The 25,246-nt window shown below is 45.5% G+C and carries 26 protein-coding genes; 12 read left to right on the top strand and 14 right to left on the bottom strand.

Annotation, left to right across the window (positions count from 1 at the left end; genetic code table 11):
• Window positions 1-878: HAD-IC family P-type ATPase (locus QUA56_RS26480; RefSeq protein WP_333363866.1), on the top strand; the 878-nt coding region annotated here is incomplete at its 5' end.
• A gap of 326 nt (window positions 879-1,204) precedes the next feature.
• On the opposite strand, the gene QUA56_RS26485 is transcribed toward QUA56_RS26480, so the two are convergent.
• Window positions 1,205-1,552, bottom strand: coding sequence for a hypothetical protein (locus QUA56_RS26485; RefSeq protein WP_190659999.1), 348 nt, complete (start codon window positions 1,550-1,552; stop codon window positions 1,205-1,207).
• 105 nt (window positions 1,553-1,657) lie between these two features.
• Here QUA56_RS26485 and tmk point away from each other — a divergent pair, with 105 nt between their 5' ends.
• From tmk to QUA56_RS26505, 4 genes are all read left to right on the top strand, one after another.
• Window positions 1,658-2,326 carry a dTMP kinase gene (tmk, locus tag QUA56_RS26490; protein WP_333363869.1) on the top strand — a complete coding sequence of 223 codons (669 nt, stop codon included), beginning with the start codon at window positions 1,658-1,660 and terminating at the stop codon, window positions 2,324-2,326.
• Window positions 2,327-2,923: 597 nt separating this feature from the next.
• Window positions 2,924-3,886 carry a DNA polymerase III subunit delta' gene (locus tag QUA56_RS26495; RefSeq protein ID WP_333363872.1) on the top strand — a complete coding sequence of 321 codons (963 nt, stop codon included), beginning with the start codon at window positions 2,924-2,926 and terminating at the stop codon, window positions 3,884-3,886.
• Between the two features lie 27 nt (window positions 3,887-3,913).
• A complete protein-coding gene (msrA, locus tag QUA56_RS26500; protein ID WP_445242952.1) occupies window positions 3,914-4,399 on the top strand; it encodes a peptide-methionine (S)-S-oxide reductase MsrA in 486 nt (161 codons plus the stop codon).
• A 657-nt stretch (window positions 4,400-5,056) separates the two neighbouring features.
• On the top strand, window positions 5,057-5,893 hold the full coding sequence (locus tag QUA56_RS26505) for a metallophosphoesterase (protein ID WP_333363875.1): 837 nt from the start codon (window positions 5,057-5,059) through the stop codon (window positions 5,891-5,893).
• A gap of 267 nt (window positions 5,894-6,160) precedes the next feature.
• On the opposite strand, the gene QUA56_RS26510 is transcribed toward QUA56_RS26505, so the two are convergent.
• From QUA56_RS26510 to QUA56_RS26530, 5 genes are all read right to left on the bottom strand, one after another.
• Window positions 6,161-8,062 (bottom strand): EAL domain-containing protein, encoded by a 1,902-nt coding sequence (locus QUA56_RS26510; protein WP_333363878.1) that lies wholly within the window; start codon window positions 8,060-8,062, stop codon window positions 6,161-6,163.
• Between the two features lies 1 nt (window position 8,063).
• Window positions 8,064-10,862 carry an ATP-binding protein gene (locus QUA56_RS26515; RefSeq protein ID WP_333363880.1) on the bottom strand — a complete coding sequence of 933 codons (2,799 nt, stop codon included), beginning with the start codon at window positions 10,860-10,862 and terminating at the stop codon, window positions 8,064-8,066.
• Between the two features lie 969 nt (window positions 10,863-11,831).
• Entirely contained in the window at window positions 11,832-12,518 is a 687-nt protein-coding gene (gene rppA / locus QUA56_RS26520) for a two-component system response regulator RppA (protein WP_333363883.1), read from the bottom strand.
• 52 nt (window positions 12,519-12,570) lie between these two features.
• Window positions 12,571-13,221, bottom strand: a complete 651-nt coding sequence (locus tag QUA56_RS26525) for a glutathione S-transferase family protein (RefSeq protein WP_333363886.1) — start codon at window positions 13,219-13,221, stop codon at window positions 12,571-12,573.
• Between the two features lie 311 nt (window positions 13,222-13,532).
• On the bottom strand, window positions 13,533-13,664 hold the full coding sequence (locus QUA56_RS26530) for a hypothetical protein (protein WP_333363889.1): 132 nt from the start codon (window positions 13,662-13,664) through the stop codon (window positions 13,533-13,535).
• A 198-nt stretch (window positions 13,665-13,862) separates the two neighbouring features.
• On the opposite strand from QUA56_RS26530, the gene hisG reads away from it, so the two are divergent.
• Both hisG and QUA56_RS26540 read left to right on the top strand, forming a co-directional pair.
• A complete protein-coding gene (gene hisG, locus QUA56_RS26535; protein WP_333363892.1) occupies window positions 13,863-14,507 on the top strand; it encodes an ATP phosphoribosyltransferase in 645 nt (214 codons plus the stop codon).
• A gap of 96 nt (window positions 14,508-14,603) precedes the next feature.
• Window positions 14,604-14,786, top strand: a complete 183-nt coding sequence (locus QUA56_RS26540; RefSeq protein ID WP_333363894.1) for a hypothetical protein — start codon at window positions 14,604-14,606, stop codon at window positions 14,784-14,786.
• A 64-nt stretch (window positions 14,787-14,850) separates the two neighbouring features.
• Here QUA56_RS26540 and QUA56_RS26545 read toward each other — a convergent pair whose 3' ends face one another.
• Window positions 14,851-16,317, bottom strand: coding sequence for a response regulator (locus QUA56_RS26545; protein WP_333363897.1), 1,467 nt, complete (start codon window positions 16,315-16,317; stop codon window positions 14,851-14,853).
• A 592-nt stretch (window positions 16,318-16,909) separates the two neighbouring features.
• On the bottom strand, window positions 16,910-17,110 hold the full coding sequence (locus QUA56_RS26550; protein ID WP_333363900.1) for a hypothetical protein: 201 nt from the start codon (window positions 17,108-17,110) through the stop codon (window positions 16,910-16,912).
• 242 nt (window positions 17,111-17,352) lie between these two features.
• Here QUA56_RS26550 and QUA56_RS26555 point away from each other — a divergent pair, with 242 nt between their 5' ends.
• Window positions 17,353-17,520: an XRE family transcriptional regulator gene (locus QUA56_RS26555; protein ID WP_333363901.1), complete on the top strand. Its 168-nt coding sequence runs from the start codon at window positions 17,353-17,355 to the stop codon at window positions 17,518-17,520.
• A gap of 19 nt (window positions 17,521-17,539) precedes the next feature.
• Window positions 17,540-17,698, top strand: coding sequence for a hypothetical protein (locus QUA56_RS26560; protein ID WP_333363903.1), 159 nt, complete (start codon window positions 17,540-17,542; stop codon window positions 17,696-17,698).
• Here the strand turns inward: QUA56_RS26560 and QUA56_RS26565 are convergent.
• The 5 genes from QUA56_RS26565 to QUA56_RS26585 form a co-directional block, all read right to left on the bottom strand.
• Window positions 17,695-17,868 (bottom strand): hypothetical protein, encoded by a 174-nt coding sequence (locus QUA56_RS26565; protein ID WP_333363906.1) that lies wholly within the window; start codon window positions 17,866-17,868, stop codon window positions 17,695-17,697. The two genes, QUA56_RS26560 and QUA56_RS26565, sit on opposite strands and share 4 nt — an antisense overlap.
• Before the next feature lie 39 nt (window positions 17,869-17,907).
• Entirely contained in the window at window positions 17,908-18,096 is a 189-nt protein-coding gene (locus QUA56_RS26570; RefSeq protein WP_333363910.1) for a hypothetical protein, read from the bottom strand.
• Between the two features lie 17 nt (window positions 18,097-18,113).
• Window positions 18,114-18,380, bottom strand: coding sequence for a helix-turn-helix domain-containing transcriptional regulator (locus tag QUA56_RS26575; RefSeq protein WP_332972245.1), 267 nt, complete (start codon window positions 18,378-18,380; stop codon window positions 18,114-18,116).
• Between the two features lie 19 nt (window positions 18,381-18,399).
• Window positions 18,400-18,741 (bottom strand): type II toxin-antitoxin system RelE/ParE family toxin, encoded by a 342-nt coding sequence (locus QUA56_RS26580; protein WP_332972246.1) that lies wholly within the window; start codon window positions 18,739-18,741, stop codon window positions 18,400-18,402.
• Window positions 18,742-18,861: 120 nt separating this feature from the next.
• Window positions 18,862-21,075, bottom strand: coding sequence for an ATP-binding protein (locus QUA56_RS26585; RefSeq protein ID WP_333363913.1), 2,214 nt, complete (start codon window positions 21,073-21,075; stop codon window positions 18,862-18,864).
• 195 nt (window positions 21,076-21,270) lie between these two features.
• Here QUA56_RS26585 and QUA56_RS26590 point away from each other — a divergent pair, with 195 nt between their 5' ends.
• Entirely contained in the window at window positions 21,271-21,513 is a 243-nt protein-coding gene (locus QUA56_RS26590) for a hypothetical protein (RefSeq protein ID WP_333363916.1), read from the top strand.
• Between the two features lie 429 nt (window positions 21,514-21,942).
• On the opposite strand, the gene QUA56_RS26595 is transcribed toward QUA56_RS26590, so the two are convergent.
• Window positions 21,943-22,656 carry a DUF1997 domain-containing protein gene (locus QUA56_RS26595; protein ID WP_333363919.1) on the bottom strand — a complete coding sequence of 238 codons (714 nt, stop codon included), beginning with the start codon at window positions 22,654-22,656 and terminating at the stop codon, window positions 21,943-21,945.
• 121 nt (window positions 22,657-22,777) lie between these two features.
• Here QUA56_RS26595 and QUA56_RS26600 point away from each other — a divergent pair, with 121 nt between their 5' ends.
• Both QUA56_RS26600 and QUA56_RS26605 read left to right on the top strand, forming a co-directional pair.
• The gene (locus QUA56_RS26600; RefSeq protein ID WP_333363922.1) at window positions 22,778-23,437 is read left to right on the top strand and encodes an NAD(P)H-binding protein; all 660 of its coding nucleotides are present in this window, start codon (window positions 22,778-22,780) and stop codon (window positions 23,435-23,437) included.
• Between the two features lie 429 nt (window positions 23,438-23,866).
• The gene (locus QUA56_RS26605; RefSeq protein ID WP_333363925.1) at window positions 23,867-25,153 is read left to right on the top strand and encodes a glycoside hydrolase family protein; all 1,287 of its coding nucleotides are present in this window, start codon (window positions 23,867-23,869) and stop codon (window positions 25,151-25,153) included.
• Window positions 25,154-25,246 lie beyond the last annotated feature (93 nt).

Genomic DNA, 25,246 nt, shown 5'->3' on the forward strand with positions numbered 1-25,246 from the left:
GTTCCACAATTGACTCAAAACTGCTGCAAATTGCGGCGGCGGTGGAAAGGGGCGCTTGTCATCCCATCGCCGCAGCGATTTTGCTGGAAGCTCAACAGCAAGGTTTGCCGATGCTAGCTGCTGAGGATTTCTGCACGGAACCGGGATTCGGGGTTTCTGCTTTGGTGGAGGGCCGGCGGGTGTTCGCGGGGAATGCCGAGTGGATGAAGGAGCAGGGGGTCGCTGTGGCGGCGGAATTGTCGGGGTCTTGCAAAGGCAAAACGGCGGTTTACGTGGCTTCTGGGGGCGTTTTGCTGGGGGTAATCGGGCTAAAAGATACTCTGAGGCCGGATGCTAAGGCGACGGTGGAACGTTTGCGGGGCATGGGATTGCGGGTGATGATGCTGACGGGAGATACAGCGTCAGCGGCGGCGGCGACGGCGCAGCAGCTAGGTTTGGCGGCGGCTGATGTTTTGGCCGAGGTGCGGCCGGAGGGCAAGGCTCGGGCGATCGCGACTTTGCAAGCCCAAGGCTGTAAAGTGGCTGTGGTGGGGGATGGCATTAATGACGCCCCGGCTTTGGCTCAAGCTGATGTCGGTATCGGTTTGCACTGCGGCACGGATGTGGCAGTTGAGACTGCTCAAATTGTGCTGATGCGAAATGCTTTGATGGATGTTGTTGAGTCGATCGATCTGGGACGTGCTACTTTCAACAAGATTCGCCAAAATTTATTTTGGGCTTTTGGTTACAATACTCTGGGAATTCCCGTTGCAGCCGGTCTTTTGCTGCCTGCAACCGGAATTCTACTCAGTCCTGCGGCGGCCGGTGCATTTATGGCGTTTAGTTCTGTTAGCGTTGTGACAAATTCTTTGCTGCTGCGACGGGGATTTCGAGCTTAAATGTAGGGATGATATCGTTTCCGGTTGCACCGGAATTATAGAGAGGACACGGCGAGTGCCTTAGTCCCTACCGCGATTAATTGTAGGGACTAAGGCACTCGCCGTGTCCTGACTGTGGGTAATATTAATTCCGATGCTACCGGATTTGATATGACAGATAAAAGTCGGAGGTCATCGGTCATTAGACCTCATCCCAAGACGGATACAAGCCCCTCACACCAGGAGTCGAGATCCAAGAAGTTTCGACGTTAGTTCGAGGCCCCAGATTCATCTGTGGAGTCAATCTAAAATCTAAAATCTAAAATCTAAAATTGACTGACTGATGGCTAAAGTGCCATACTTTCCAAGAGCCGCCAATTATTGTTGTTCATAATTGAACGACTGACTAGCTCGAACATTTGACGGCAGTGGTTGTTGGTTTGCAGTGGCAGTTCCTCGTTTTTAATCACGAAGTTCATGCGAACCTCTGAGTCGCTGGCCGTGTTTTTCTCAATTAGGACTTCTGCGGTGACAAGTTTGGCAATCGAAACTTGACCGGGAAGTTCGCGAGCCATGACGGAATCTCCTGTATTGTAGATAATATCAAGATTGCATGACTCTAAAATTTCAATCAGGGACTGACGGAGACGGTCGATCGGAACGGCAACGATAAAAAAACCAGTATAGCGAGCCATAGATAACTCCAGCCGTGAGGGATTTAGATTTTATTATCATACCGAACCTAGAAGAGATGCACAGAACAATATGGATTTATTTTATTGCGGTGGGAAGTTAGGGCAATGAAGGGCAAACTTATCGTGTTTGAGGGGGTTGAAGGTGCGGGTAAAACTACGCAAATGCAGCGGCTGATACATTGGCTGCAAGCAAGTTGCTTTCTGACTGTCCGGTTGGTGGCTACTCGCGAACCGGGGGGTACTGAGTTGGGAAGGGGACTGCGACATTTGCTGCTAAAACAAGATTCGGGGGAATTGGTATCGGATCGAGCAGAATTACTGATGTACGCTGCAGATCGCGCTCAGCACGTCGAAACTTTTCTCAAACCCGAGTTATTGAAGGGAACGATTGTTTTGTGCGATCGCTTTACTGATTCTACGATTGCTTATCAGGGCTACGGCCGCGGTCTTAACTTAAATTTAATTAAGCAGTTGAATGAAATTGCCACCGGCGGCTTGGAAAGCGATCTGACTTTGTGGCTGGATATTAATGTGGAGGCGGGTTTGGCGAGGGTAAGGGCTCGGGGAGGGTGCGATCGGATCGAGCAAGCAGATTTGGGGTTTCACCGCCTTGTACAGCAAGGTTTTGCGGAGTTAGCCGAGGAAAATGGATCTCGAATTGTCCGGATCGATGGCGATCGGCCTGAATCTGAAGTCGCTCAGGAAATTCAAGCTATTGTAACTCGCAGGTTAGAAGCTTGGGGATATTCAAATAATATCAATTCTGCCAAATAGCGCTACATAATATCTAGAAACACTGCAATGCCGTGCCCTGCTCCAGGAACTTACTATTTAACATTTTTAACTCAAAACAATTATTGAGCAGTCCATTAAACCACAATAACCTTTTGGTATTATAGCAACCACCCCCGACGGTTAATACCAATTTAATGTGAAGTTGCATATATCTCGATCCCCCTAAATCCCCCTTAATAAGGGGAGTAGGGGTTGACTTTGATCGGAATCTTGTCCCCCCCTTATTAAGGGGGGTTAGGCAGGGTGGTTTTATTGTGAGGAGAAGAAAACTGAAACGACAGAAAGCACCGCTCAAAGCTCGCGTCTGGGACGCAACTGTTATATTAATTAATAAAGGTACGTAGTTGGGCTTTAGCCCTCTTTAGACGTATATATAAAGAGGGCTAAAGCCCAACTACGTACCTATTTCTAGGATGACAATTAATCCACCCTGCTTATTAAGGGGGGTTAGGGGGGATCGGATTCTACGGGGTCTCATAAAAAAATGTATAAAATGTTCTTAATTGCTGAAACCCTAGATTTTCTTCCTTCTTCCTTCTTCCTTCTTCCTTCTTCCTTCTTCCTTCTTCCGCAAACATGGATTATTTTACATCATTAATCGGACAACAACGAGCCGTAGAATTGCTAACCCAAGCAGTCGAGCAAGACCGAATTGCTCCAGGTTATTTATTTATCGGCTCTAACGGCACCGGCAAAAGTTTAGCCGCTCAGTGTTTCATCGAGCTTTTATTCTCAGCCAATCTTGCCGAAACTAGACTAATAGCCTCCGTGCAAAATCGCGTGCGGCAGCGAAATCATCCAGACTTGCTCTGGGTAGAACCAACTTACATGAACCAAGGCAAACGGCTGTCGCCAAAGGAAGCAGAGGAAGCAGGTTTAAAGCGGAAAGCACCGCCACAAATTCGCTTAGAACAAGTTCGAGAAATCGGTGAATTTCTCAGCCGACCGCCGCTAGAAGCTGCGCGTTCAGTCGTAGTTTTGGAACAAGCAGAAACAATGGGCGAGGGAGCAGCTAACGGCTTGTTGAAAACTTTGGAAGAACCGGGAAAAGCAGCGCTAATTTTAATTGCTCCGACTGTGGAAGCTTTGCTGCCTACTTTGATTTCCCGCTGTCAAAAAATCCAGTTTTCTCGCCTGAATCCCGAAGCAATGGCACAAGTTTTGCAGCAAGCGGGATTCGCGGAGATTTTATCCCATCCCGAGGTAATGGGGATGGCTCAGGGAAGTCCTGGCGAGGCAATTTCTATTTGGCAGCAACTGCAATCAATACCCGATGATTTGCTGCAAAAGGTGAAGCAGTTGCCTCAAAATCTGCGGTCTGCTTTGGAATTGGCCAAGGAAATTGATAAAACTTTAGATACTGAATCTCAGTTGTGGTTAATTGATTATTTACAGCACTGTTACTGGCAGCAATTTTTAGCAGGGGGAATTAGTCGATCGCCCTTAGAACCCTTGGAAAAAGCGCGACAATATTTGCTAAACTACGTACAGCCGCGATTGGTCTGGGAATGCACACTAATGGGAATATGTCAAGCATAACCTAGTGCCAAGTTTTCTCCCAATACGATGAGTAACACAATGGAAAAAGCCACATTTGCCGCCGGTTGTTTTTGGGGAGTCGAACACAAGTTTCGCGCCGTTGCGGGTGTCGTCTCGACTGCTGCAGGCTACACCGGAGGTCACTGGCCGAATCCCTGCTACCTGGATGTTTGCGCCAGAGTCACCGGTCACGCTGAAGCGGTGCTCCTAGAGTACGATCGATCGCAAATCAGTTACGAAACACTGCTAGATGTATTCTGGAACTGTCACGATCCTACCCAAATCAATCGCCAAGGCCCCGACAGAGGCGAACAGTACAGGTCTGTGATTTTTTATCACAATTCCGAACAAGAAAAAGCCGCTCGCCTCTCCAAACAAAACTTGCAAATTTCCGGTAAATACAACAAAGATATTGCCACCGAAATCAAACCTGCTGGTGAATTTTATATGGCAGAGGATTACCACCAGCAATATATTGAGAAGAAGCGGCATTCGTCAGAAGTTATTAGTTAAAAAGTAGGCAGACGCGAGCAAAAATAAAAAATATTAGGGGCGGGTAAGGCAACGATCTATACTAGCCGCCAGTTGATTATTAATGCAAAACCCGGCCTCCCCCACGCGATGTTTATTTCCACCTATAGCGGTTCTCAGAAAGATTCGCGGACGTTGTTGGGCTTGGGCCCTCTTAGTCTGGGTGGTTATGTAAGCTGTCAGTCATACCTCATCTTTTTGAGAAAGGCTATACTTAGTAATAAATCATTAGTCATGAGATAGTGTTTGCTAGGGGCAATCCCCCCGTGGTAGGCCGATGCGATGGCGATGCGACACAAATCTCAGCTTTGACAATTGCTAAAAGAATATAGATACGGGGCGGGGAATGCCAGTCTGAAGAGGATTGATAGGGTTTTAAACAGCTTGTTACGCAAGTCATAATATTATAAAAATGCTGTATTAGTTGGGCGCGTAAGACCACAACAATTTTGCAAGAAAGCCTAACTGAAGATTGGGCATTTCTGTTTCAATTCTCTTGATGAAATCCTACTTTTTGCCTCCCGGACAGTAGTCATTAGTCAGGAGGACAGAAGGAAAACCGAAGAATATCTAGTTTTGCAGTCTTGCCTGTTTATTTGCTAAGCTAAAGATTGCGCTCTGTCAATAAACTTTAGATTTATGCACAGGTTATTAACTGGGAAATTGCGGGTAGAGTATTTAACAATACCGATCGCCAATCTTCCAGTAAATCTATCCGATACTAAAATTGTACAGCTTACTGACTTTCACTATGACGGGGTGCGGCTGTCGGAACGCTTGCTAGAACAGGCGATTGCCGCGGCCAATGAAGCCGAACCCGACCTGATTGTTTTAACCGGTGACTTTATTACCTACGACCCCGCACCTATTTACGGCTTAGTGCAGCGATTGAAAAAATTGCAAAGTCGGGCGGGAATTTACGCGGTTTTGGGCAATCACGACCACTATTGGTCGGGGGCCAAAACAGAGGTTACTAATGCTTTAAATAGCGTCGGGATTCGGGTTTTGTACAACGAAGCAATCTATCCTTTGGGGCCTGAACTGGCTTTAGTTGGGTTAGCAGATTTTTGGTCTGGCGATTTTGTGCCTAAACCTGTAATGGCATCAATAAATCCCGCGATTCCTCGGATTGTATTATCTCACAATCCCGATACTGCTGAAAAGCTGCAAAATTGGCGGATTGATTTGCAGTTGTCTGGGCACACTCACGGCGGTCAAATCGTTATTCCCGGTATCGGCCCTTTGTACGTTTGCGTCAGAAAAATTGGCTATTGGATTCCTCAACCAGTGCGAAAGTGGATTCCTTATCTGTCAGTTAGCGATCGAGTAGTTACTCACTGGGAATGGGCTAGCGGTTTGCATCAGGTTGGGAGTAATTTGCTGTACGTGAATCGCGGTTTGGGAACTTATGCGCCCGGGAGGCTATTTTGTCCGCCGGAGGTGACAGTAATTACTTTGGTTTGTCAACATCCGTAAGGGCTGGTTTAGGGCGTAAACTTTCCCGATCAGAGATAATATAACAAACGAAAAAAGTAAGAAGGAAGAAGCAATAAAAGCAAGGGTTTTAGCAATTAATAACCTTCTCACCATCTTGGTGGCTGTTATATTTGTACAAAACTAGCCCTGGCTTTTCCGAAAATAGATAACGTTATATAAGCGAAAAGTGCGCTGTGCACACCCTACCTTATATAAGCATACAAGATAATTTTTTAGGCGTTGTATAATATAAGGATGAGAGGCAAACTAGATGTGAGGCCAGCTTACTACCCCTACTTTTAGGCCTAATAGTTCGGTTACCTTTTCACTGTCTACAGCCTTAGAAAATAAATATCCTTGCCCAAACTCACACCCCAACTCTCGCAGTTTCTGTAGCTGTGTTGTCGTTTCTATGCCTTCTGCCACGATATCCATACCTCGGCTGCGAGCCAGCGTCACGATCGTCTGGATAATTTCTACGCCACTGTTGTCTGCCCCAATGCGGCTGACAAAAGAGCGGTCAATCTTTAAGGTATCAATGGGAAACTCGTGTAAGCGGCTTAAAGAAGAGTAGCCCGTGCCAAAGTCGTCGATACACAACAGAATGCCTAGAGCTTTTAGCTGCTTCAACATCTTTTCTTCCCTGGATACTGTTTCTAAAATGCAACTTTCAGTAATCTCTAGTTTTAGACAGTAGCTTGGAAAGCCAGTATGCTGCAAAATATCCTCAATTCGATTGAGTAGGTTTACTTGCTTAAGCTGCACGGCGGAAAGATTGACATTAATCGCCAAGGGAGGTGTTTGTGGGAACTGTTGCTGCCAAATACCGATCTGATGACAAGATTCCTGCAAAACCCACCACCCCAATTCATTGATCAAACCAGTTTCTTCAGCGACAGGAATAAACTCGGCAGGGTAGATAATGCCAGATGCGTGATGCCAGCGCACCAAAGCTTCAAAGCCACTCAGTTTCCCCGTAGAAAGGGAGACAATTGGCTGGTAGTGAACGCAAAATTCTTGTAGCGCGATCGCCCTTCTCAAGTCGTTTTCCAACTGCAAGCGCGTCATTGCCACAGTTTGCATAGCTGGATCGAAAATTTCGTAACGCCCTCTACCTTGAGCTTTAGCATAATACAGTGCGATATCCGCATCTCTGAGCACGTCTTCTGGGCGATCGTAACCCATTGTGCTCAGAATAATGCCAATGCTGACCTCAGTAAATACTTCATAATCATTCAAATTAAACGGCTGCCTTAATTGATTTTGGATGCGTTCGGCCACCCTGTTTGGTTCCTCAATATCTTTAATATCTTCCAGCAAGATCACAAATTCATCTCCTCCAAATCGCGCAACTGCATCTGTATGGCGTAAAGAAGCTTGCAGTTGACGAGCAACGCTTTTTAGTAATTCATCCCCAACCAAATGTCCGAGGCTATCATTGACTACTTTAAAGCGATCGAGGTCAATAAATAGCACCGCATATAAATAATCTTTACGTCTGTACGACAAGTCGATCGCCTGTTGCAGCCGATTCATAAACCAAGCGCGGTTAGGCAAATCCGTTAGTGCGTCGTGAAAAGCATCATGTCCTAATTTTTTTTCCCTTTGCAACAACAGAACTTGAGCCTGTTGAAGATCGTTGCAGGCTTGTCTAAGTTCAGCCGTTTGAGAAGTCACCCGTTCCTCTAACTCAAAAGTGAGTTTCTGCAAGGCCGCTTCCGCCTCTTTTCGCGCTTCAATTTCCTGTTTGAGAAGCACATTTTGCTCTTCCAGGGTCTTGGTCAAATTTCGCAGTCTCAGGTGTAGTTGCACGCGGGCTAGAACTTCCTCTTGCTCAAAGGGTTTGGTGATATAATCTACTGCCCCCATTGACAGACCTTTAACCTTATCCACGCGATCGGTAAGAGATGTCATAAAAATCACAGGGATATCTTTCGTTGCCACCGATGCTTTTAAGCGGTAGCAGGTTTCAAACCCATCTATCCCCGGCATCATCACATCTAACAATATGATATTTGGCGAAACTTCTTGTAGCTTCTCAATCGCACTTTCCCCATCCTTAGCCACTAAAACCTTGAAGCCTGATTCCCTCAAAAAATCGAACAGAATTTTTAGGTTATTCGGATTATCGTCAACAATCAAAATTACATTTTCGTTTGGGTTGCTCATTTTATTGTTCGCAATGTTTTTTCACAAAGGCTAGTAGTTCTTTCTCTTCAAAATTTCTAGAAAATTGCAATAGTTTATTAGCAAAAGTTAGATAGTTGCCGTCTATTTGCTTGAGTCTATTGGCTTCCTGCTCAACCACTTCAATATCGCCGATCCGAGCCGCACTAAATAGCGCTACAAGCTCTGTTGATGGCGGTATTACAAGCTCAACACTTTGAACATTTAATAAATTAGTGAAACCTTCCTGCTGTTCGTTCGCCAAATCAGCAGGTTGGTCGTAAATCCATTCTATTTGCAAGTAACTCTTTAATACTTCTAGCAATTCTTCTACTTGGATAGGCTTTGACAGGAACTCGTTACAACCTGCTTCTTTGCTATTTTGCCGATCGAAGTTAAACACGCTGGCGCTGGATGCTATCAATATTACATCTTTAAATTCTGGTGATTTCCGCAAGCGCCGGGACATTTCAAATCCATCCATTACTGGCATCACTAGGTCTGTGATAATCAGATCGGGTTTAAACTCAGCAGCTTTATCTAAGCCCTCTTTTCCATCACAAGCTTCTATGATTTGAAAACCTAGTGGTTCTAAAAGATTTCTAATAAAACCTCGATTTGAACAGCGATCGTCTACCAGCAGAATTTTATTTTTATTTCCTTTAAAGCCAGTTAAATTGATTGAATTATTGAGCAAAATTCGCTCAATATATTCAGATGATTGAGTCAACTCTAAATCGAGGGAAAAAATACTGCCTTGACCGAGTATACTTTCGACTTTTATTTCGCCTCCCATCATTTGAACAATTTTTTGTGCGATCGCTAATCCTAACCCAGTGCCTTCTGCATTCTGCTGGCTATTTCCGACTTGTTCAAACGGTAAAAATATTTTTGCTAACTGTTCTGGTGCCATCCCCACCCCAGTATCTTGGATATGGAAACGAATTTTAGTAATAGGCGATCGGTCAGAGTTTTCCCCCTCATCTATTACGCCTACCTTAAAAATAACACCACCTTTGTTTGTAAATTTAATAGCATTGCCCAAAAGGTTAATCAAAACTTGGCGCAGTCGTTTTTCATCAGCATTGATAGCGTTAGGAAGTTGATTTAATACTTGATAATTAAAGGTAATTTCTTTTTGTTCGGCTCGGATGCTGCAGATTTCCACAACCCCGATCAGAAAAGAAGGAAAATTAAAAGTTGAACTGTAAAGTTCCATTTTACTGGCTTCAATTTTAGAAATGTCTAAAATATCGTTAATCAGGGTGAGTAAGTGCGAACCACAATGGTGAATAATTTGGATAGCATCTTTTTGTTGAGGAGTGGTACTTTTATCGCGTTCCATAATTTGAGCGTATCCTAGAATCCCGTTCAGGGGGGTGCGGAGTTCATGGCTCATGTTGGCGAGAAACTGGCTTTTGGCGTGGTTAGCAGTATCAGCGGCAACTTTTGCTTCCTTTAGCTCACTTGTCCGTTCTTCTACTCGATTTTCTAACTCTGAGTTAGTGTTTTCTAAAGCAGCAAAAGACTCGCGCAATTGCTGTGCCATTTGGTTAAAAGATTGAGCGAGAATTCCCAATTCATCTATGCCATTTACCTCTACTTCTTGGTCTAATTGGCCGCTAGCGATCGCTCTACTTGCTTTACTCAAACGAAAAATAGGATGGGTAATCCAGCGGGAAGCGAGGATTCCTAACAACGTCGCTAGCACTAACGCTAAAACGCAGAGTAGGACTGTGCTGCGGGTATTGGCATTGATTTGCTCCATAAAGTCGGCTTCTGGAACGACTACAACAATCAGCCAATCAAGACCTCGACCATCTTGGAATGGGGATACTTGCACGAATTCCCGCTGACCATTTAGCATGAAGTCTAGTTGCTGGTTGCTGTCAATTTCGGTGAAGTTACCAAAGCGTTCTATTAAATGCTGCGCTGTACCCTCGATCAAAGGTACGCTGCTTTCAATCGCTTTTAATCTTTGCGTTTTTTTGCTATTTTTGGTGTTAATAAATGGCTTCTCGGCGGTGGAAGAGGCCACTAGCAAGCCAGAGCGTTCTATGATGAAAGTCTTTCCCGATTTACCAATTTTTAAACTTTGGAGAAAGTCGCCGATTTTTGAGAGAAACAGATCGGTACTTACAACTCCTCGAAAAGTGCCATTTTTGTCGTAAACAGGTTGGCTAGCGGAGATTCCTAGGCTAGGTTGAATAAAATATTGATAAATTTTATTCCATTGGGGTTTGCCTGCAACTTTTGCGGCTTTATACCAGCCTCGAATGCGGGGGTCGTAGTCTGGGTGGGTTTCCTTAAACTGAGTCGGGTTGCCCTCTCTATCTACGCTGACGATCGTATCGATAAAATTAGTAGAGCGATCGGTTATTTCAATCACAACAGTGCCATCATCCTTATATCCAGCACCTGCAAATTCTTTTTTTTCCCCTCCAAAACTGATGTAATTAACGGTGGAAAATTGCTTGAGCTGCCAGAAAAAGTAACTTCTCATCGAACCCATATTGTCTGGATTCCACAACCCAAAGCGGCGAATGGCATCAACGCTGATGGCATTGACCAAGTGGGGCGTTTCCAAGTAAGTGTTTAGTTGTTGATTGATGCGGGCGAGTACCTCCGTTCGTAATTGGCTAGTAACGTTGTTGACGGCAGTTTTGCCGTTGCGTAGGGAGAGCCAACCTGTCAGTCCCACAGCGGCAAAGATTTGCAGGACAAATGGTACGACTAAGACGAGGCGCAGCGGGATTTTTTGAGGGCTTTTTGCAAGTTTATGCTCACTTGCGATTAGTGTCATGGCGGAGTCATTTTAGTATTTGGATTTTTTCAATAACAACAGTTGCTCACCCTTAATTATTTAAAGCGAACTCTAGGGCAATTCTTGATTCCCTCTATATTGAGTACACCTCCATTGACTTGTAGGTCAAGACCTCAATATGAATTGATCTAAGCATACAATTATAGTCAGGACTTATGCACTATAGGGCCTGAAACCCTGAGCCCCCTGACCCCCCTAGAGCGCCCCTGAAAAAGGCAGGGCGGTTTGGGGGATATGCGTAAGTCCTAATAATGTAGAGTTGGACTAAATAGCAAAAAAAATTACTAAACTTAGTCATACTTAACTTTAATGGTTAATATTCTGGGCGGTATGATGAGATCAGTGCCGAAAAAAAGGCTTAATTATCTGGGAGAGTAAACCGAGCGTGCAAGTCAAAACTGACCAGCCTGTTTCAAGGTCAAATGGGAGTCCGCGTTTCGTTAAATTGCTTGAAAATAGTGGATGACTCATAGCTAAAAGCTTCAACTAAGATTAATTCAATTAGGGCGTTGCTCCACCCGAATTAACGCCTGCGGACAAGAAAGAGCCGACTCATGCAGGGTGAAACAGGAAACAGACCCTTCAGGAGTAATTCTGATTGAATGGTGAGGCTTAAATAAGTTTAGCAAAGTTTTGTGTAGCAGTCAAAACACTGATATATAGCCTTTCTCAGGTAGATGAGGTATGAGTATTAATTGGTAATGGAAGTTGATGGCGGTGCTTACCTCACGCAAGCTACATAAGCACAATTAAGAGGGCTAAAGCCCAACTACGTACCTCACTTACTTGAGAACCGCTATAATCAAGGAGGCATTGCATAATTTGGGAATAAATCTTGTGGGGTGGGGCCCAGAGCCCACCAAAAAAATCCGGGTTTTCAGCTAAGATAAAATTCCAAATCATCCCGCAAATACGCAACGCCAATTTTTTGCGTAGTTCCTATTATTATTAGCTGGCTTCTCCAAAGCGATACCCTCTGCCGTAGACTGTGTGAATTAGCACTGATTCGCCCGGGGCTTCTATTTTGCGCCGCAGCAGGCGAATTTGAGCTGCTAATACATTGCTGCTGGGTTTTTCTGCTTCGCTCCACAAATACTGGTGGATTTGTTCGTGTGTTAGCAATTGACCGGGATGGCGCATTAAGTATTCTAATAACTGACATTCTTTTTCTGATAAATCAATTGTGCGATCGCTCCGATAAGCTAATTGATTGTCGTAGTCTAGCTGTAAATCTGCAACTTGCAGGCGCCCGACAGCAACTTCGGCATCAAAAGTAGGAGGCCGCCGCAGCAATGCGCGGACTCTGGCTAGCAGTTCTCGCAGTTCAAAAGGTTTGACTAAATAGTCGTCTGCACCGCAGTCGAGTCCTTGTACGCGATCGTCCACGGTATCTTTGGCGGTGAGAAATAGCACTGGCGTATTCCGGCCTTGCGATCGCAACTTCTGGCAAATTGCCAGTCCGGTTTGTCTCGGCAGCATCCAATCCAAAATTAGCAAATCGTAATTGCCCTGCATTGCTAAATTGCTGCCAGTTGCTCCGTCAAATGCCACATCAACTATATAACCTTCGCGGGTTAAAACTCGACTCAAAGGGTCAGTCAACTCAACTTCATCATCAACTAAAAGAATCCGCATCCTGATTTCAAATTTTAAATTTGAGATTTTAGGTTAAGTAAACTGACTTTTGCTACATTTTAAAATGTGCAATACTTTCCGATTCGCTGCAAGCTGCTGCTACCCATTCCTGGATTGCAGGCAGTGCCAAAATTGCATCAGCATAAGCTTTTACTTCGGAATCTAATTTGACTCCGTAGGTGACAAAACGCATGACAACGGGGGCAAACATAGCATCAACAATTGTGAATTTTCCGAACAGCATATTGCCGCCTGTTCCGTATTTTTGGCGGCATTCGCGCCAAATGGCAAAGATGCGATCGATATCTGCTTCTACACCGGGAGTCATTCCTTCTCCCGGATAGCGGTTGCGGCAGTCCATCGGCATATTTTCGCGCAAATTTTGGAACCCCGCGTGCATTTCGGCGCAGATGGAACGGGCGATCGCCCGTTCCGCTACATCGGCCGGCCACAAATCATTCGCAAAGCGATCGGCAACGTATTCGCAAATTGCTAAAGATTCCCACACTTTCAGGTCGCCGTCGATTAAAACTGGCACTTTTCCCGAGGGAGAATAGCGCCGAATTTCCTCATGGCTTGTCGGCGAGTCTAAGGGGATTCTCACCTCGGCAAATTTCAGTCCAGCTTGTTTCATCGCCAGCCAAGCACGCAGCGACCAAGAGGAATAATTTTTGTTACCAATAACAAGTGTCAGTTCGGTCATAGTTTAGCTGTCAGTTATTTGCGATCGCCCGTTAAGTTTTAAGTTTTAGAGTTGAATACACAATGGCGCGATACACAATGGCGATCCTCTTCGAGGGCTGCGCTAAAGCGCGTTAGCGCAGCCCTCGAAGAGGATCGGCCAGTTCTGTGCACCCCCCTGTGCAAGCATTTTACATTAACAGCCTCCCAGTGTTCCGCGTTTTTCTGCAAACTTCGATCGGGCGGCGCGATCGAACACGCTGGATTTCACATGAGATGAGAAGCCTGTGACCCTGGGATTCTGGCGCGGTTAGCGGTAGGTACGGCTACTGTCTAGTGCATTTCCTCGGCCTCTACACCGCCGCCTGAGAGGATTTCATCTACTGTAATTTTCAGGGAATCCTGGTCTACACTGTGAAATTCTCCGTCAAGTTCTTGACTTTCAAACTCTTGATTGTTTTCCATACTGACCGCCCTTTAAAAATGTGAGTCTATAAAAACTTACTAAATATAATATATACCAAAACAAAGGACCGAGCACTACCCAAAATTTATTTTTTGCTGTGAACTCTATGTGTTATTCTGAGTTTGGTAAAAGCTGTTTCTGCTTGTACCGCGATCGCCCCCTTCCCAAATTGAGCAATTTACACTCTAAAAATTGACATGATTACTGTTGCACTTCCCAAAGGCGGACTGTTAGGAGATAGCATTCGGCTGTTTAAATCGGTTGGATTAGATTTCAGTGCTTTTCTCGATTCTTCTAACCGCCAACTTCAAATTTATGACACTACCGGAACTGCAAAAGCTTTGCTAGTAAGGACTCACGACGTGCCGGTTTATGTGGAATACGGTCAAGCCGATTTGGGGATTGCTGGTTATGATGTTTTGCGGGAAAAAAATCCGAAAGTTGCCAATTTAATTGATTTAAAATTTGGCAAATGTCGGCTGTCTGTGGCGGTGAAGGAATCTAGTTCTTACCGGCGAACGGTGGATTTGCCTCCTCACGGTAGAGTTGCTTCTAAGTTCGTACACTGTGCGAGGGAATATTTCCACAATTTGAATTTGCCGGTGGAAATTGTGCCGCTTTACGGTTCTGTGGAGTTGGGGCCGATTACGGGTATGTCGGAAGCAATTGTGGATTTGGTTTCGACTGGCAAAACTTTGCGAGAAAATGGTTTGGTGGAAATTGATGTTTTGTTTGAAAGTTCGGCTTATTTAATCGGTCATCCTTTGAGTTACCGTTTGAATGCAGGGGGGGTTAATGAGTTAATCGGGAAGTTGAGAGAGCAAGTTTTGACGACTGTTTGATGGTCGAAAATTAGAGTTTTCTCATCATACCAATTACAAAAACTCTTGCTACAATCCTCAATCTTATACAAATTATCTCAAAGTAGGGACACGGCATTGCCGTGTCCTACTCCCCGCGCCGGACACGGCATTGCCGTGTCCTACTCCCCGCGCCGGGCGCGGCATTGCCGTGTCCTACTCCCCGCGCCGGACACGGCATTGCCGTGTCCTACTCCCCGCGCCGGACACGGCATTGCCGTGTCCCTACAGATGCTCGCGTACTTTTCAGAATTGGTATAGGTTTGTAGGCAGGACTTTAGCGCTAATAAAGAGGACTGAATTACTCTCTACGAACTGGTTCTATTTAGCTCATTTCTGAGCTGTTATTTGCAGGTATAAAACCTAGTTTTTCCTGGCAGCGGTTGATATAAAAACTGACGACTGTATCAGCAGGATTTTGTTCGATTAGTTCTTGAAAATATCCCAATGCGGCGACAAATCTTTCGGATTGCCATCCTTGAATTCCTTTGTCAAATAAAACCTGGGTAAGCTGCTTTGCCTCCGAGTCGGGACTGGATGCGAGCCAGATTTCGTAGATTTCAATAGCTTGCTGCTTGCCGCGCGGGGTTACTCGATCGATCCAGCGATAGTAATAATTGTTGCTTGGCAAATCGCTGTCTGTAGCTGTAGCCAGAGAAGTAGAAATAATAGTCTCCTCTGTTTCCACTTCCAAGTCGCACTTTAATAATAGACTTTCTTTTGAGTTTGAGTTAGGACTTATGCCATTTATAAATTCTCTCGCATGAACGATCGCATTTTCGCTAACAATAATTTGGCAGCCGTATATTTTAGTTAAATTTTCTAACCTAGAAGCTGTATTTACTACATCGCCGATGACTGTAGAGTCCATGCGGCGATCGGAGCCCAAAGTGCCGATCATGCCGATACCTGTATGAATTCCGGTACCGATATTGACTGGAAATTCTAAATTGTATTTGTGGCGGCTGGCATTAAATTCCTGCAATCTTTCTTGCATTGCTACTGCGGCTTCGATCGCATCCATAGCGTGAGAATTTGGCTTGTCAAATACTGCCATGATTGCATCGCCTAGGTATTTGTCAATAAACCCGCCGTGGGACGTTATGCAATCGTTCATTTGAGTAAAAAAAGCGTTCAACCATTCAAAAGTCTCGCGAGCTTCTTGAGATTCTGCGATCGCAGTAAACCCGCGAATGTCGCAAAATAAAATAGTTAGCTCTTCTTCTGTGACATTGCCCAACTGAATAGATTCTATTCCTTGCGGCGCAATTCGTCCGAGAAGCTGCTCCGGCACAAATAGCTGAAATTTTTCGGAAAGATATTCGTTTGCCTCCCAAGCTGCGGCGATTTGGCGCTTGCTTTGCTCTTTGACTTGCTGGTTGAATTGGGAAGATACAGCTTGCGATCGCATTTGACTCAACTGCAAAACATTTTCAACTTTTGCCAGCAACAAACGACTGTTAAAAGGCTTTGTCAAATAATCATCGGCCATCATTTCTAACCCTCGGAGGCGAGAGGTATCGTCGTCGAGGGCAGTCAAAAAAATCACCGGTACAGTTTGCAATGCCGTATCCTTCCGCAGGCGATCGCACACATCAAAACCGTCCATCTCGGGCATCATAATATCCAGTAAAATTAAATCTGGTCGAGATGCGCGGGCGAGGGAGAGCGCTTCATCGCCAGATTGCGCCGATACTGTGGCGTATCCTTCCAGGCGCAATAACTCTTCCAGTAAAATCAGATTAGCTGGCTCGTCATCAACCAACATGATGCAGGGCGACTTGTTTGACATGGAATATGATAGGTAAAGTTTGGTCACCGATCGGCAAGGACAAAGGATTTAGGTATTTAGCTAGGATTGACGCACGATCGCCTAGAAATCGGATTTTTTCTGAAAATACTGCATCCAGACTTTTAATCGGGGTAAAAAACCCGATTTCCTTAGTCTAATAGCGTCCAGAACTGATTGTGCTGTATTCTTGACCCTTTCCCCTCGTTCCTGAAAAGAGATGCCCCCGATCGCCGTAATAGTTGAGTTAGCTTAATAGAAGTTGATTTTACATTCAATCTAAAATTTCTCTACTATTGAGTTTAGCGTTTCGCGTCATAAAATGTAATAAATTACACCTCTGTGGCAGTGAACCCAGTATTAGTGGCAGTTGGAAAAGTAGGAGGCTCAGCAGTGGCAAATACAATAGTGCGATCGAAGACAGCCTCACGTAGGGCTGTTTTCTTTTTCCTTAATAGTCCTGGACGCACGGGCGGTCAGAAACCGGGTTTTTTTACGCAAATCCTCTGCTGTAGTCCGCAGATTAGGTAAAAAACCCGGTTTCTTTGTCGGCCCTGGCGTAAGTTCTGCCTAAAAAACCGATTTCTACGATCGGTTATCGACCATGAGGTTTCAAATCAGTGCGATCGGGCAAAGCAAACACAACTTTCAATCGGATATCGGGGACTCGTTGGCGACACAACTGAAGATGTCCGTCAGCGTCCGATCGATTGCGGTATCGCCCGATAATCGCCCATTGCAGATTGGGCAGCAAACGAGCAACCGCCCAAGGCTTGAGGCACTCTTTGTAAGTCATAATGGTTTTATCTCCATTGCATAAGGGAGCCAGAGCCAGCGCGGACACTTGGTAGGTAGAGGCGCTGGCTTTTGACAGTTTTGTTTCAGAAAAAGTTGTAGCTTTTCGCTGAACAAATTAATCGTATTTAACTCGATAAATATCTGTCAAGATCGTTAGCGATATAGCGCTAGCGTGTAATCGCTAACGCTTAATTGCTAGGATTATAGCTTTCATATAAAAATGCTAATAAATGGATTAATATGTACAAAGTGAAATTCAAAGTCCGAGTCAAAGAGCTTTGCCAGCAGCGAAACTGGAGCCTCAACGAATTGACCCTGCGTTCTGGTGCTACATACACTACTGTTCGCCGTTATGCAATGCAGCCAATGGCAAAGATAGACATAGATTCAGTTAGTCGCATTAAGTAAACGTTTGGCTGTTCTTAGGATGAGTTGTTGGAATTACTTGGCGATGATTATTTTGAGGAGTGAGTGCGATCGCTTTGCAACTATCCAAGCAGCGGCCCAGGTGCGATCGCCCCCACCCTCGCCAAATCAATCTTGGATGCGATCGCCCTCCGAGACATTACAGAGTGCGATCGCTTAATTGAACAAAAACAACCCCGGATCGACGTGAAAAAACCTCCCCAAAGCCTCAGCTTGTTTCTTGCTGATTTCTAGCCGATCGTTAATTACCTCAACTACCGCCTCACTCGAACCGATAATTTCTACTAAATCCTCTGCTTCTAGACTCCCAGCATCCATCAAATGCAGCAACCTTGACTTGGGCGTTGATGTATTAAGTTGATAGTGCCGTTATTCAAAATCCTCAATCAGTTTTACCAGCAGTTCCAACAGCGCATCTTCTTCGGGAGTCAGATTTGGACGAGAGAGTAATTCTTCAACAATCTCCAAAAATCTCTCGTTTTCCTCTTCGGTTTTGATAATTCGAGGCTGATATTGAGAGAGCAAGCTACTGTAAATATTTAGATCGAAACTCACCATACAATCATCAAACTAATCTACTTGGGAGCGATCGCAATCCGATACCCCAGTGCATCCAGCAACTCAACCAAAGCATAAATTTCAGCACCCTTAGTTTCTGAAAGCATTCGATCTAGTTTTTCGTAGCGCGACTTTACTTCTTCCAAAACAGGATTTATTTGCGCGTGCGCCTCAATTACATCTTTCAACACAGATGATAAATATTCTGGTTCGTCACCTTCTTCTAATTCCAAAAAAGTTTCAATGTAGCCAGCAGCTCTTTCGGGTTCTTTTAGAGATGACATCAGATATTCTCGGTAACTGCTACTCCTCGGTGCTTTGACTTCCATAATCTCTCCAATATTCTTTAGCTTTTTCAATGTCTTGTTCTTGGGTACTTTTATCTCCACCACAGAGAAGGAGAACTATTGTTGACCCGATTTGTCCAAAATAAACGCGATATCCTGGCCCATAGTTAATTCTCAGCTCGCAGACTCCTTCTCCAACAAAGCGAGAGTCGCCCAAATTCCCTGACTCGACGCGCCTCAGCCTCTTTTCAATTTTATCTATAGCTCGCCGATCTCGCAAAGCATCTAGCCATTCTGCAAAAGGGCTTCTTCCGTCTACTGTTAGATAGTTCTGAATTTGTCTTGGTTGAACTTCCACTACTCGATTATAAACGCATCATGGCTTAGTTTACTTGAAAACGATCGCCCCCACCCTCGCCAAACTAATCTGATGACAATTTGCGGTATGGATTGAATCATTTTGTTTGGTAAATGCTGTTTAAGTGAGAAAAGAACGGATAGTAGCGATCGTCAAATTCAGATCCAGCGGCTTGCTCAAATAACCAGAAGCGCCTGCTTCCAAACATCGATCGCGGTCACCAGGCATCGCCATCGCCGTCACCGCAATCATCGGTACCGAGTCCCAGACAGGATCTGCTTTAACTCGGCGCATCAACTCAAAGCCGTCAACATCCGGCAACTGAATGTCCATCAAAATCAAATTCGGCAGCAACTGCGGGGCAGTAGAGGCCGCGAGAATACGATCGAGCATCGCCGAACCATTGGCGAGTATCTCTACCTCGTACCCCTCCAATTCCATCACCTCAGAAATTAACATTTGGTTAAAAGGCTGGTCTTCGACAACCAAAATCCGCTTGCAGCCAATTGGTAAAGCAATCGCAGAAGCATGAACTAACTTGGAATCCAAGGCACAAGAAGCAAAGGTTCCGAACTCTTGACGCATCTCCGTCAAAGGCAGCCAAACGCGGAAAACACTCCCCCGATCGCAAACAGATTGAAAAGAAACAGTCCCCCCGTGCAATTCCGCCAAACGCTTAGTCAAAGCCAAACCCAAACCTGTACCTTCGTGGCGCCTGGTCAGGGAAGAATCCACCTGTTGAAAAGGTCGAAATAGCAAGTGCCAGCGGTCTTGAGGAATGCCGATGCCGGAGTCTTTCACCTCAAAACAAAAATAAGGAGTGCTGGCATTTACAGGAGAACAATCCGGCCGGTAGTCGCCGTTAATTTCGCTGCCATAGGCCAGACGCCCGCTGAGTTTAACTTGTCCTTGCTCTGGGGTAAATTTGATGGCATTGGAAAGTAAATTAATCGCAATTTGTCGCACTCGCCGTTCGTCGAGCCAAACTTTAGTAATGCGGGAGTCGAGTTCTAAAGATAAACCGATCCGTTTTTTGTCTGCCCGCGGCTGCATCATTTTCAGACAGTCTGTCGCGAGTTCGTGAACGCGAACCGGCTGTAAATTTAGTTCTACTTTCCCAGCTTCAATTTTAGAAAGATCCAGAATATCGTTGATTAGCTGCAACAAGTGCTGGCCGCTTTTTTCGATCAGTTCTACATAGTTGATTTGTTTATCGTTCAAGTGTCCGGCAAATTGCCGCAGCAGCAAGTCAGAAAAGCCGAGAATGCTGTTGAGAGGCGTCCGCAATTCGTGAGACATCGAGGCTAAAAACTCGGATTTCAACTGAGAAGAATACTCTAATTGTTTGTTAACTTGGCGCAGATTTTCTTGTGTCTGAGTCCGCTCGATCGCCGCCCCCATAGTCCGGCAAGCAGCCTCCAGAACTTCTTGGTGGAGGGCAGTTTGCAGTTTTTTGACGTTGCGCGACTCCAGCGTCAGTACGCCGATAATCGTGCCGTTGGTAGCTGAGATCGGAAAAATGCCCAGTTGTCCGATTCCCGGATGCCGAAATTCCGGCACGGCATTGGGATGTTGGGCATAATCCTCGACGAACAAAGGTTTACCGGTTTTCACCACTTCCCACAGCAAACCGGTGCCGTAGGGAATACCTTTGTCGAGCAATTCTTGCATTTCTGCGGCGACTGGTTCCCCGTAAGCAGCCAGAAATTGACTAGAAACTTGGTTGTAAATCGCCGTCGCTTGCCGGTCGTTTCCTTTGCCGCTAATCACCTTGACATCTCCGAAAGCTGCATTCATTGCCCCTACCAGATAGGTGAGGGCAAACTGACCTATTTCTTGCAAACTGTGAGAGTCTTGAAGCCGTTCAGTTAAACCTAACAGAAATGTCAGCCGCCGGACTTCTGCGTTCAAGCTAGCTTGGGACTTTTGGTATACCGTAACGTCTCGAAAGGTAAACAGCCGTCCGCCGCTGTTGGTAATTGTGGCGCACACCTCCAAACAAACCGCATTGGATTGCTCGAAATAAAATGATAAACTTTCATCTTGAGATTTTTTCAGTGCTTGCTGAAACTGTTGCCACTGCTGAACGGACAAGTAACCCCGATCGACAATTTCGGCAAACAGCACATCGCACTTGGGCTTTGTTGCGAGCCATTCTGGGGACAGTCCCCAGATTCCGGCCAATTTTTTGTTAAACAAAACTAAGCAGTCAGACGAGTCGAACAGAGCGATCGCATTGTCTACTTGATTGAGAATTAGTTCTTGGTTTGCCCTCAACTGCTGCCAGTCTATCTCCATTTTTTTTGTGTCTGTAGCTCTTAGTTTTGTTGTCATAACTTTCTACGGATATGGCAAGACTTATTCGATCGCCTTTTACTTAATTTGACATAATTTTAGGTTTTTTGGCAGTGAGGGCGATCGATCGGCCTTGTGATCTGAGACACTTGCTGGTTTCGGAGGGCGATCGGAACGGCTTTTCGACTGCATCGGCTACATTGCTCGATCGTGAGGTAATAAGGAAGCAAAATCATGACAGAAAGAGAATCTTTTAATCACAATGCTGTCGAAGTTGATGGCATCCGATTTGAAACAATTGTACCCAACCGTGTGTTGAGTGTTCCCGTAAAAAAATCTAACTCGGATGGTTATACCTCTGTAGAGTTAGGGATGAAAATTACCAACGGTACTCCGATCCCTCTTTACAGAGAGTGGATATACAACATTAATTCCAGAACTTCGGGAACCGGATGGCAAAATCAGAGAGTGGGGTAGAAACACCAATATACTCATATTACCATCGGAATCGGATTTTCTTTGATCCCTGCCAGGAGAAAGTGTGACCTTTTTTCCCTATACTATCCTCTTTTGGCGCAATGGGAATCAGGCAGAGCTAACCATAGATTTTGGAGATGGTAGTGTTTGGGTTTCAGGAGCACTAAAACCAGATAGATATCAATTTAGATTCAGCTATCAAAAAAAATTTATCCTAGAAGTAAAATTATTTATTCCGGTCAAGCAATTGAACAAATGTTATTATAAATGGTTGACTTCGGGAGGGTGGAGGCTCCCTTTGTAGAGTTACACCTAGTTAAACCCTAAAATTAAAGTTGACCCAAGTTGCTATCTAGGTCTAAGGAATTACTTCAAGGGGTAAGGTGCGCCCAGCGCACCCTACAAATGTGAGTTAGGGCGCAAGTCTGGTTAATGTTTCTTAGGATTTTTCGGAAAAGGAATGCCCAAACTTTCATGAAAAAGAAGCTGAGTTTTATAAGTCAAGCGGCGGTTAACTTGTTTAATAATTTTTTCCAAAAGCGCATCGCCGGTTTTTTCAATTAAAGGTTGAGACATCGATCGAATAAACTTGGGAAAGCAAACTCCCACAGCCAAATCCAGCTTCCACGTAGCACTGGTAATCGCAGGCGGCAGCTTAGCACGTTCCGAACTCGGCCAATCGGCGGCAAACTCCTGAGACGGTATTTCCACCAGCTTCATCGCCGATCGAAAATCCACTTCATACCCGGGCGAGGTATAATTCGGAATCGGAACAGTCTTAATCAAATAGCAGCCTTCAGCGTCAGGCGGCAGCAACTCTAAACCAATTCTCGCTTCAACGCGGTAGCCGAAAGCCCCAAAACGCCCGATTAATAAATCGTAGCCGTTTTCGCCGATCGGCTGGGCCTTCATCGGCCAAGCGCACTGGCAAAACCAACTCTTGTGGTTGTTCAAATGCTTCGCCACCGTCTCAGCATCCGCGTACATCTCCATGCTGTCTTCAAAATGCGCGTGAAACCAAATCGGCTCAACTTCCTCTGCTGCATCCGCACTGCCACTTTCGGGCTGTCGGAAACTCACATCTGGGTAGTAATTTTGGTCAGAAGTTTCAAAAGTTTGATATTCAGCGGAATCCTGCTTCATCCTATGCTCTCCTGTAGTACGCGCCGATCCATCTAGTTGGGGATGTGTTAAGAGAGTTTCCTCCCTACAATTTAGAAGTCGATAGTAACAAAACTTACCCTTGTTCAGCATAACTTGATTTATGAAAGCATTTGTAGCAGGAGCCACAGGCCAGACTGGCCGCCGAATTGTCGCAGAGTTAGTCAAGCGAGGCATTCCCGTGCGCGCTTTAGTGCGAAATCTAGAGACAGCTAGGCAGATTTTACCACCGGAGGCTGAGCTAGTGACTGGGGATGTATTAAATGCGACTTCTCTGGGCGATGCCATCGGCGATAGTACGGTGTTGCTGTGCGCGACAGGGGCGGCCCCTGGTTTTGACCCTACAGCGCCTTACAAGGTGGATTTTGAAGGTACTAAAAATTTGGTGGATGCAGCCAGGGCTAAGGGAATAGAGCATTTTGTGCTCGTGACTTCTCTGGGCGTCTCTAATTTTTTCAACCCGCTGAATTTGTTCTGGCTGATTCTGGTTTGGAAGAAGCAAGCCGAGGAGTATTTGCAAAAAAGCGGCTTGACTTATACGATCGTCCGTCCGGGCGGTCTCAAAAATGAGGATAATTCAGATGCGATCGTCATGGTTGCTGCGGACAAACTGTCTGGCGGGGGCATTCCGCGCGCTAAGGTAGCCCAAGTGTGCGTGGAGGCGCTGTTTCAGCCGGCTTCTCGCAACAAGGTTGTGGAAATTGTGGCGAAGTCGGAGGCTCCCCAAAAGAGTTTTGAGGAGTTGTTTGCCAGTGTGATTTGATTGAATTAGGCTGGCTTGGGTTCGGTGCGTCAATCGATTTTAGATTTTAGATTTTAGATTTTAGATTGAAGCATTGACCCCACCGATAAATTCGGGGGCTCCTTTATCGGATACAGGTTTTTTATTTCTGGACGGATGAATCCGGGGGCTTGTATCCTGGATGCTTTCGGTCAGACAAAAAACCATTTGATTTGGGTCTGAGATGTTGCACCATTGTCAACAACAGGCTTTCCGGCCTGTTCCACAAAAAGTGCATTTTCTTGTGGGGTGGGCATCCTGCCCGCCCAAAAAAGGCCGATCGAGAATGGTGCAAGATGTGATTTGGGTCAAAGATTTGGGCTGACGCACCCTACACCAATTTTCCGATCGCCAAATCTGGCAAAATCTTAATAGTTTTACGATTCGCAGTTGAAATTTCCCTCTCCCAGCATGAAAACTCTCAAGTGGCCAGCTTGGTTCCCCTATCCGATTTCGTGGTTAAGGGCATTTGCTCTCGCTCAGAGTTTTAGTTTTGTCCTTCGCAGGGGCATTCCTTTTGTCAGCGACGATATCGGCTTTCTGACTCTACTGCTGGCGGCTTGGCTGATTCAGTTGCCTTTGTTTTTTGTTTTTCACTTGTTCGCTGTCAAAATCTTAAATCCCTTACTAATTATGCTGCCGGGCCGCTTTCGCGTTGCGCGCAAGTTCAAGCGCCGGCATACTGGTATTCGATCGCACTTGCGAGAAGGCTTGAATGCTTTAGTAGTGCTTTTTTTTGCATTCAATCTGTCGCTGTTGGTGCAACTTGCGATTTTTTATTGGCCAGCGCGATCGATCGATCCGGCTCAGTTGCTAACAGGAATATCTACTCTAACAAATGTGGCGATCGCCGGTGAATTCGATTTCTGGCTCATCAAATTGGCGGGGGTTTTATCGAGTTTAACGCTGTTAGCGGCGCCGCTATATCAATACGATTTTCGGGTGCGCCGGATGCGGGCGGCTCGAAAATTAGCCGAAATTGCGGAAATAGAAATGACTTTGCTGGAATCTAAGAAATTGAGCCATCGAAAAAGGGGTTTGCTGAGGCAATCGGAAATTCAAATCCTCGGATTTCTACTTTTAATCGGCGCTGTGATTGGCGGCGGTGTTTTTTTTGTTGCCAATTTGCGGGGAAATCAGCAGTTGTCACAGTCGGCGAGTGAGGGGAGACAATCTCCGCCGCTGGCGATGAAAACGGGCGATCCTTACATTCGTGCCCTGATGCGAACTATTTCTGCTAGCGAGTCGAATGTTTCTCGGCCTTATCACGTTGTTTACGGTGGCAAATACGTATTAGATTTGAGCCGCCATCCTGACTGGTGCGTGAAGATTGTTAATGGCCCGAATCGGGGCAAATGTACTACGGCCGCGGGCAGGTATCAATTTCTGACTACAACTTGGAAGGATAAGGCTAAGCGCTATCACGCCCGTCCTGCTAATTTTTTATTCTGGGAAGATTACAGTTTTCAACCAGAAGATCAGGATGCAGTGGTTTATGCTTGGTTGAGCGATCGCAAGTTTTGGAAAGCTGATATTCCTGAGATGCTGCGGCAGGAAAGATTAACTGAGGTATTGCGGATGCTTTCGGGAACTTGGACGAGTTTGGGATATGGAATTGAGAACAATTCTATGAGTTCTAGTTTGCCGAAAGTCTACCGGGAAATGCTGCGGGAAGAATTGGAAAATGCTGGTTCTTAGGGAGTTAAATGTTCGCTGTTGACTGTTGACTGTTGACTGTTGACTGTTGACTGTTGACTGTTGACTGTTGACTGTTGACTGTTGACTGTTGAC

This window comes from Microcoleus sp. N3A4, assembly GCF_036701805.1.
Taxonomy (GTDB): domain Bacteria; phylum Cyanobacteriota; class Cyanobacteriia; order Cyanobacteriales; family Microcoleaceae; genus Microcoleus.

What these genes read in the sequence shown, in the direction of transcription:
- QUA56_RS26505 (WP_333363875.1), top strand. Translation starts at nt 5,057, where the DNA reads ATGCACAGGTTATTAACTGGGAAATTGCGGGTAGAGTATTTAACAATA.
- QUA56_RS26570 (WP_333363910.1), bottom strand. Translation starts at nt 18,096, where the DNA reads ATGGTGAGTTTCGATCTAAATATTTACAGTAGCTTGCTCTCTCAATAT.
- QUA56_RS26600 (WP_333363922.1), top strand. Translation starts at nt 22,778, where the DNA reads ATGAAAGCATTTGTAGCAGGAGCCACAGGCCAGACTGGCCGCCGAATT.
- QUA56_RS26595 (WP_333363919.1), bottom strand. Translation starts at nt 22,656, where the DNA reads ATGAAGCAGGATTCCGCTGAATATCAAACTTTTGAAACTTCTGACCAA.
- QUA56_RS26510 (WP_333363878.1), bottom strand. Translation starts at nt 8,062, where the DNA reads ATGAGCAACCCAAACGAAAATGTAATTTTGATTGTTGACGATAATCCG.
- tmk (WP_333363869.1), top strand. Translation starts at nt 1,658, where the DNA reads ATGAAGGGCAAACTTATCGTGTTTGAGGGGGTTGAAGGTGCGGGTAAA.
- QUA56_RS26575 (WP_332972245.1), bottom strand. Translation starts at nt 18,380, where the DNA reads ATGTCATCTCTAAAAGAACCCGAAAGAGCTGCTGGCTACATTGAAACT.
- QUA56_RS26525 (WP_333363886.1), bottom strand. Translation starts at nt 13,221, where the DNA reads ATGACCGAACTGACACTTGTTATTGGTAACAAAAATTATTCCTCTTGG.
- QUA56_RS26495 (WP_333363872.1), top strand. Translation starts at nt 2,924, where the DNA reads ATGGATTATTTTACATCATTAATCGGACAACAACGAGCCGTAGAATTG.
- QUA56_RS26555 (WP_333363901.1), top strand. Translation starts at nt 17,353, where the DNA reads ATGTACAAAGTGAAATTCAAAGTCCGAGTCAAAGAGCTTTGCCAGCAG.
- QUA56_RS26545 (WP_333363897.1), bottom strand. Translation starts at nt 16,317, where the DNA reads ATGTCAAACAAGTCGCCCTGCATCATGTTGGTTGATGACGAGCCAGCT.
- QUA56_RS26605 (WP_333363925.1), top strand. Translation starts at nt 23,867, where the DNA reads ATGAAAACTCTCAAGTGGCCAGCTTGGTTCCCCTATCCGATTTCGTGG.
- hisG (WP_333363892.1), top strand. Translation starts at nt 13,863, where the DNA reads ATGATTACTGTTGCACTTCCCAAAGGCGGACTGTTAGGAGATAGCATT.
- QUA56_RS26550 (WP_333363900.1), bottom strand. Translation starts at nt 17,110, where the DNA reads ATGACTTACAAAGAGTGCCTCAAGCCTTGGGCGGTTGCTCGTTTGCTG.
- QUA56_RS26590 (WP_333363916.1), top strand. Translation starts at nt 21,271, where the DNA reads ATGACAGAAAGAGAATCTTTTAATCACAATGCTGTCGAAGTTGATGGC.
- QUA56_RS26585 (WP_333363913.1), bottom strand. Translation starts at nt 21,075, where the DNA reads ATGACAACAAAACTAAGAGCTACAGACACAAAAAAAATGGAGATAGAC.
- msrA (WP_445242952.1), top strand. Translation starts at nt 3,914, where the DNA reads ATGAGTAACACAATGGAAAAAGCCACATTTGCCGCCGGTTGTTTTTGG.
- QUA56_RS26530 (WP_333363889.1), bottom strand. Translation starts at nt 13,664, where the DNA reads ATGGAAAACAATCAAGAGTTTGAAAGTCAAGAACTTGACGGAGAATTT.
- QUA56_RS26560 (WP_333363903.1), top strand. Translation starts at nt 17,540, where the DNA reads ATGAGTTGTTGGAATTACTTGGCGATGATTATTTTGAGGAGTGAGTGC.
- QUA56_RS26515 (WP_333363880.1), bottom strand. Translation starts at nt 10,862, where the DNA reads ATGACACTAATCGCAAGTGAGCATAAACTTGCAAAAAGCCCTCAAAAA.
- rppA (WP_333363883.1), bottom strand. Translation starts at nt 12,518, where the DNA reads ATGCGGATTCTTTTAGTTGATGATGAAGTTGAGTTGACTGACCCTTTG.
- QUA56_RS26485 (WP_190659999.1), bottom strand. Translation starts at nt 1,552, where the DNA reads ATGGCTCGCTATACTGGTTTTTTTATCGTTGCCGTTCCGATCGACCGT.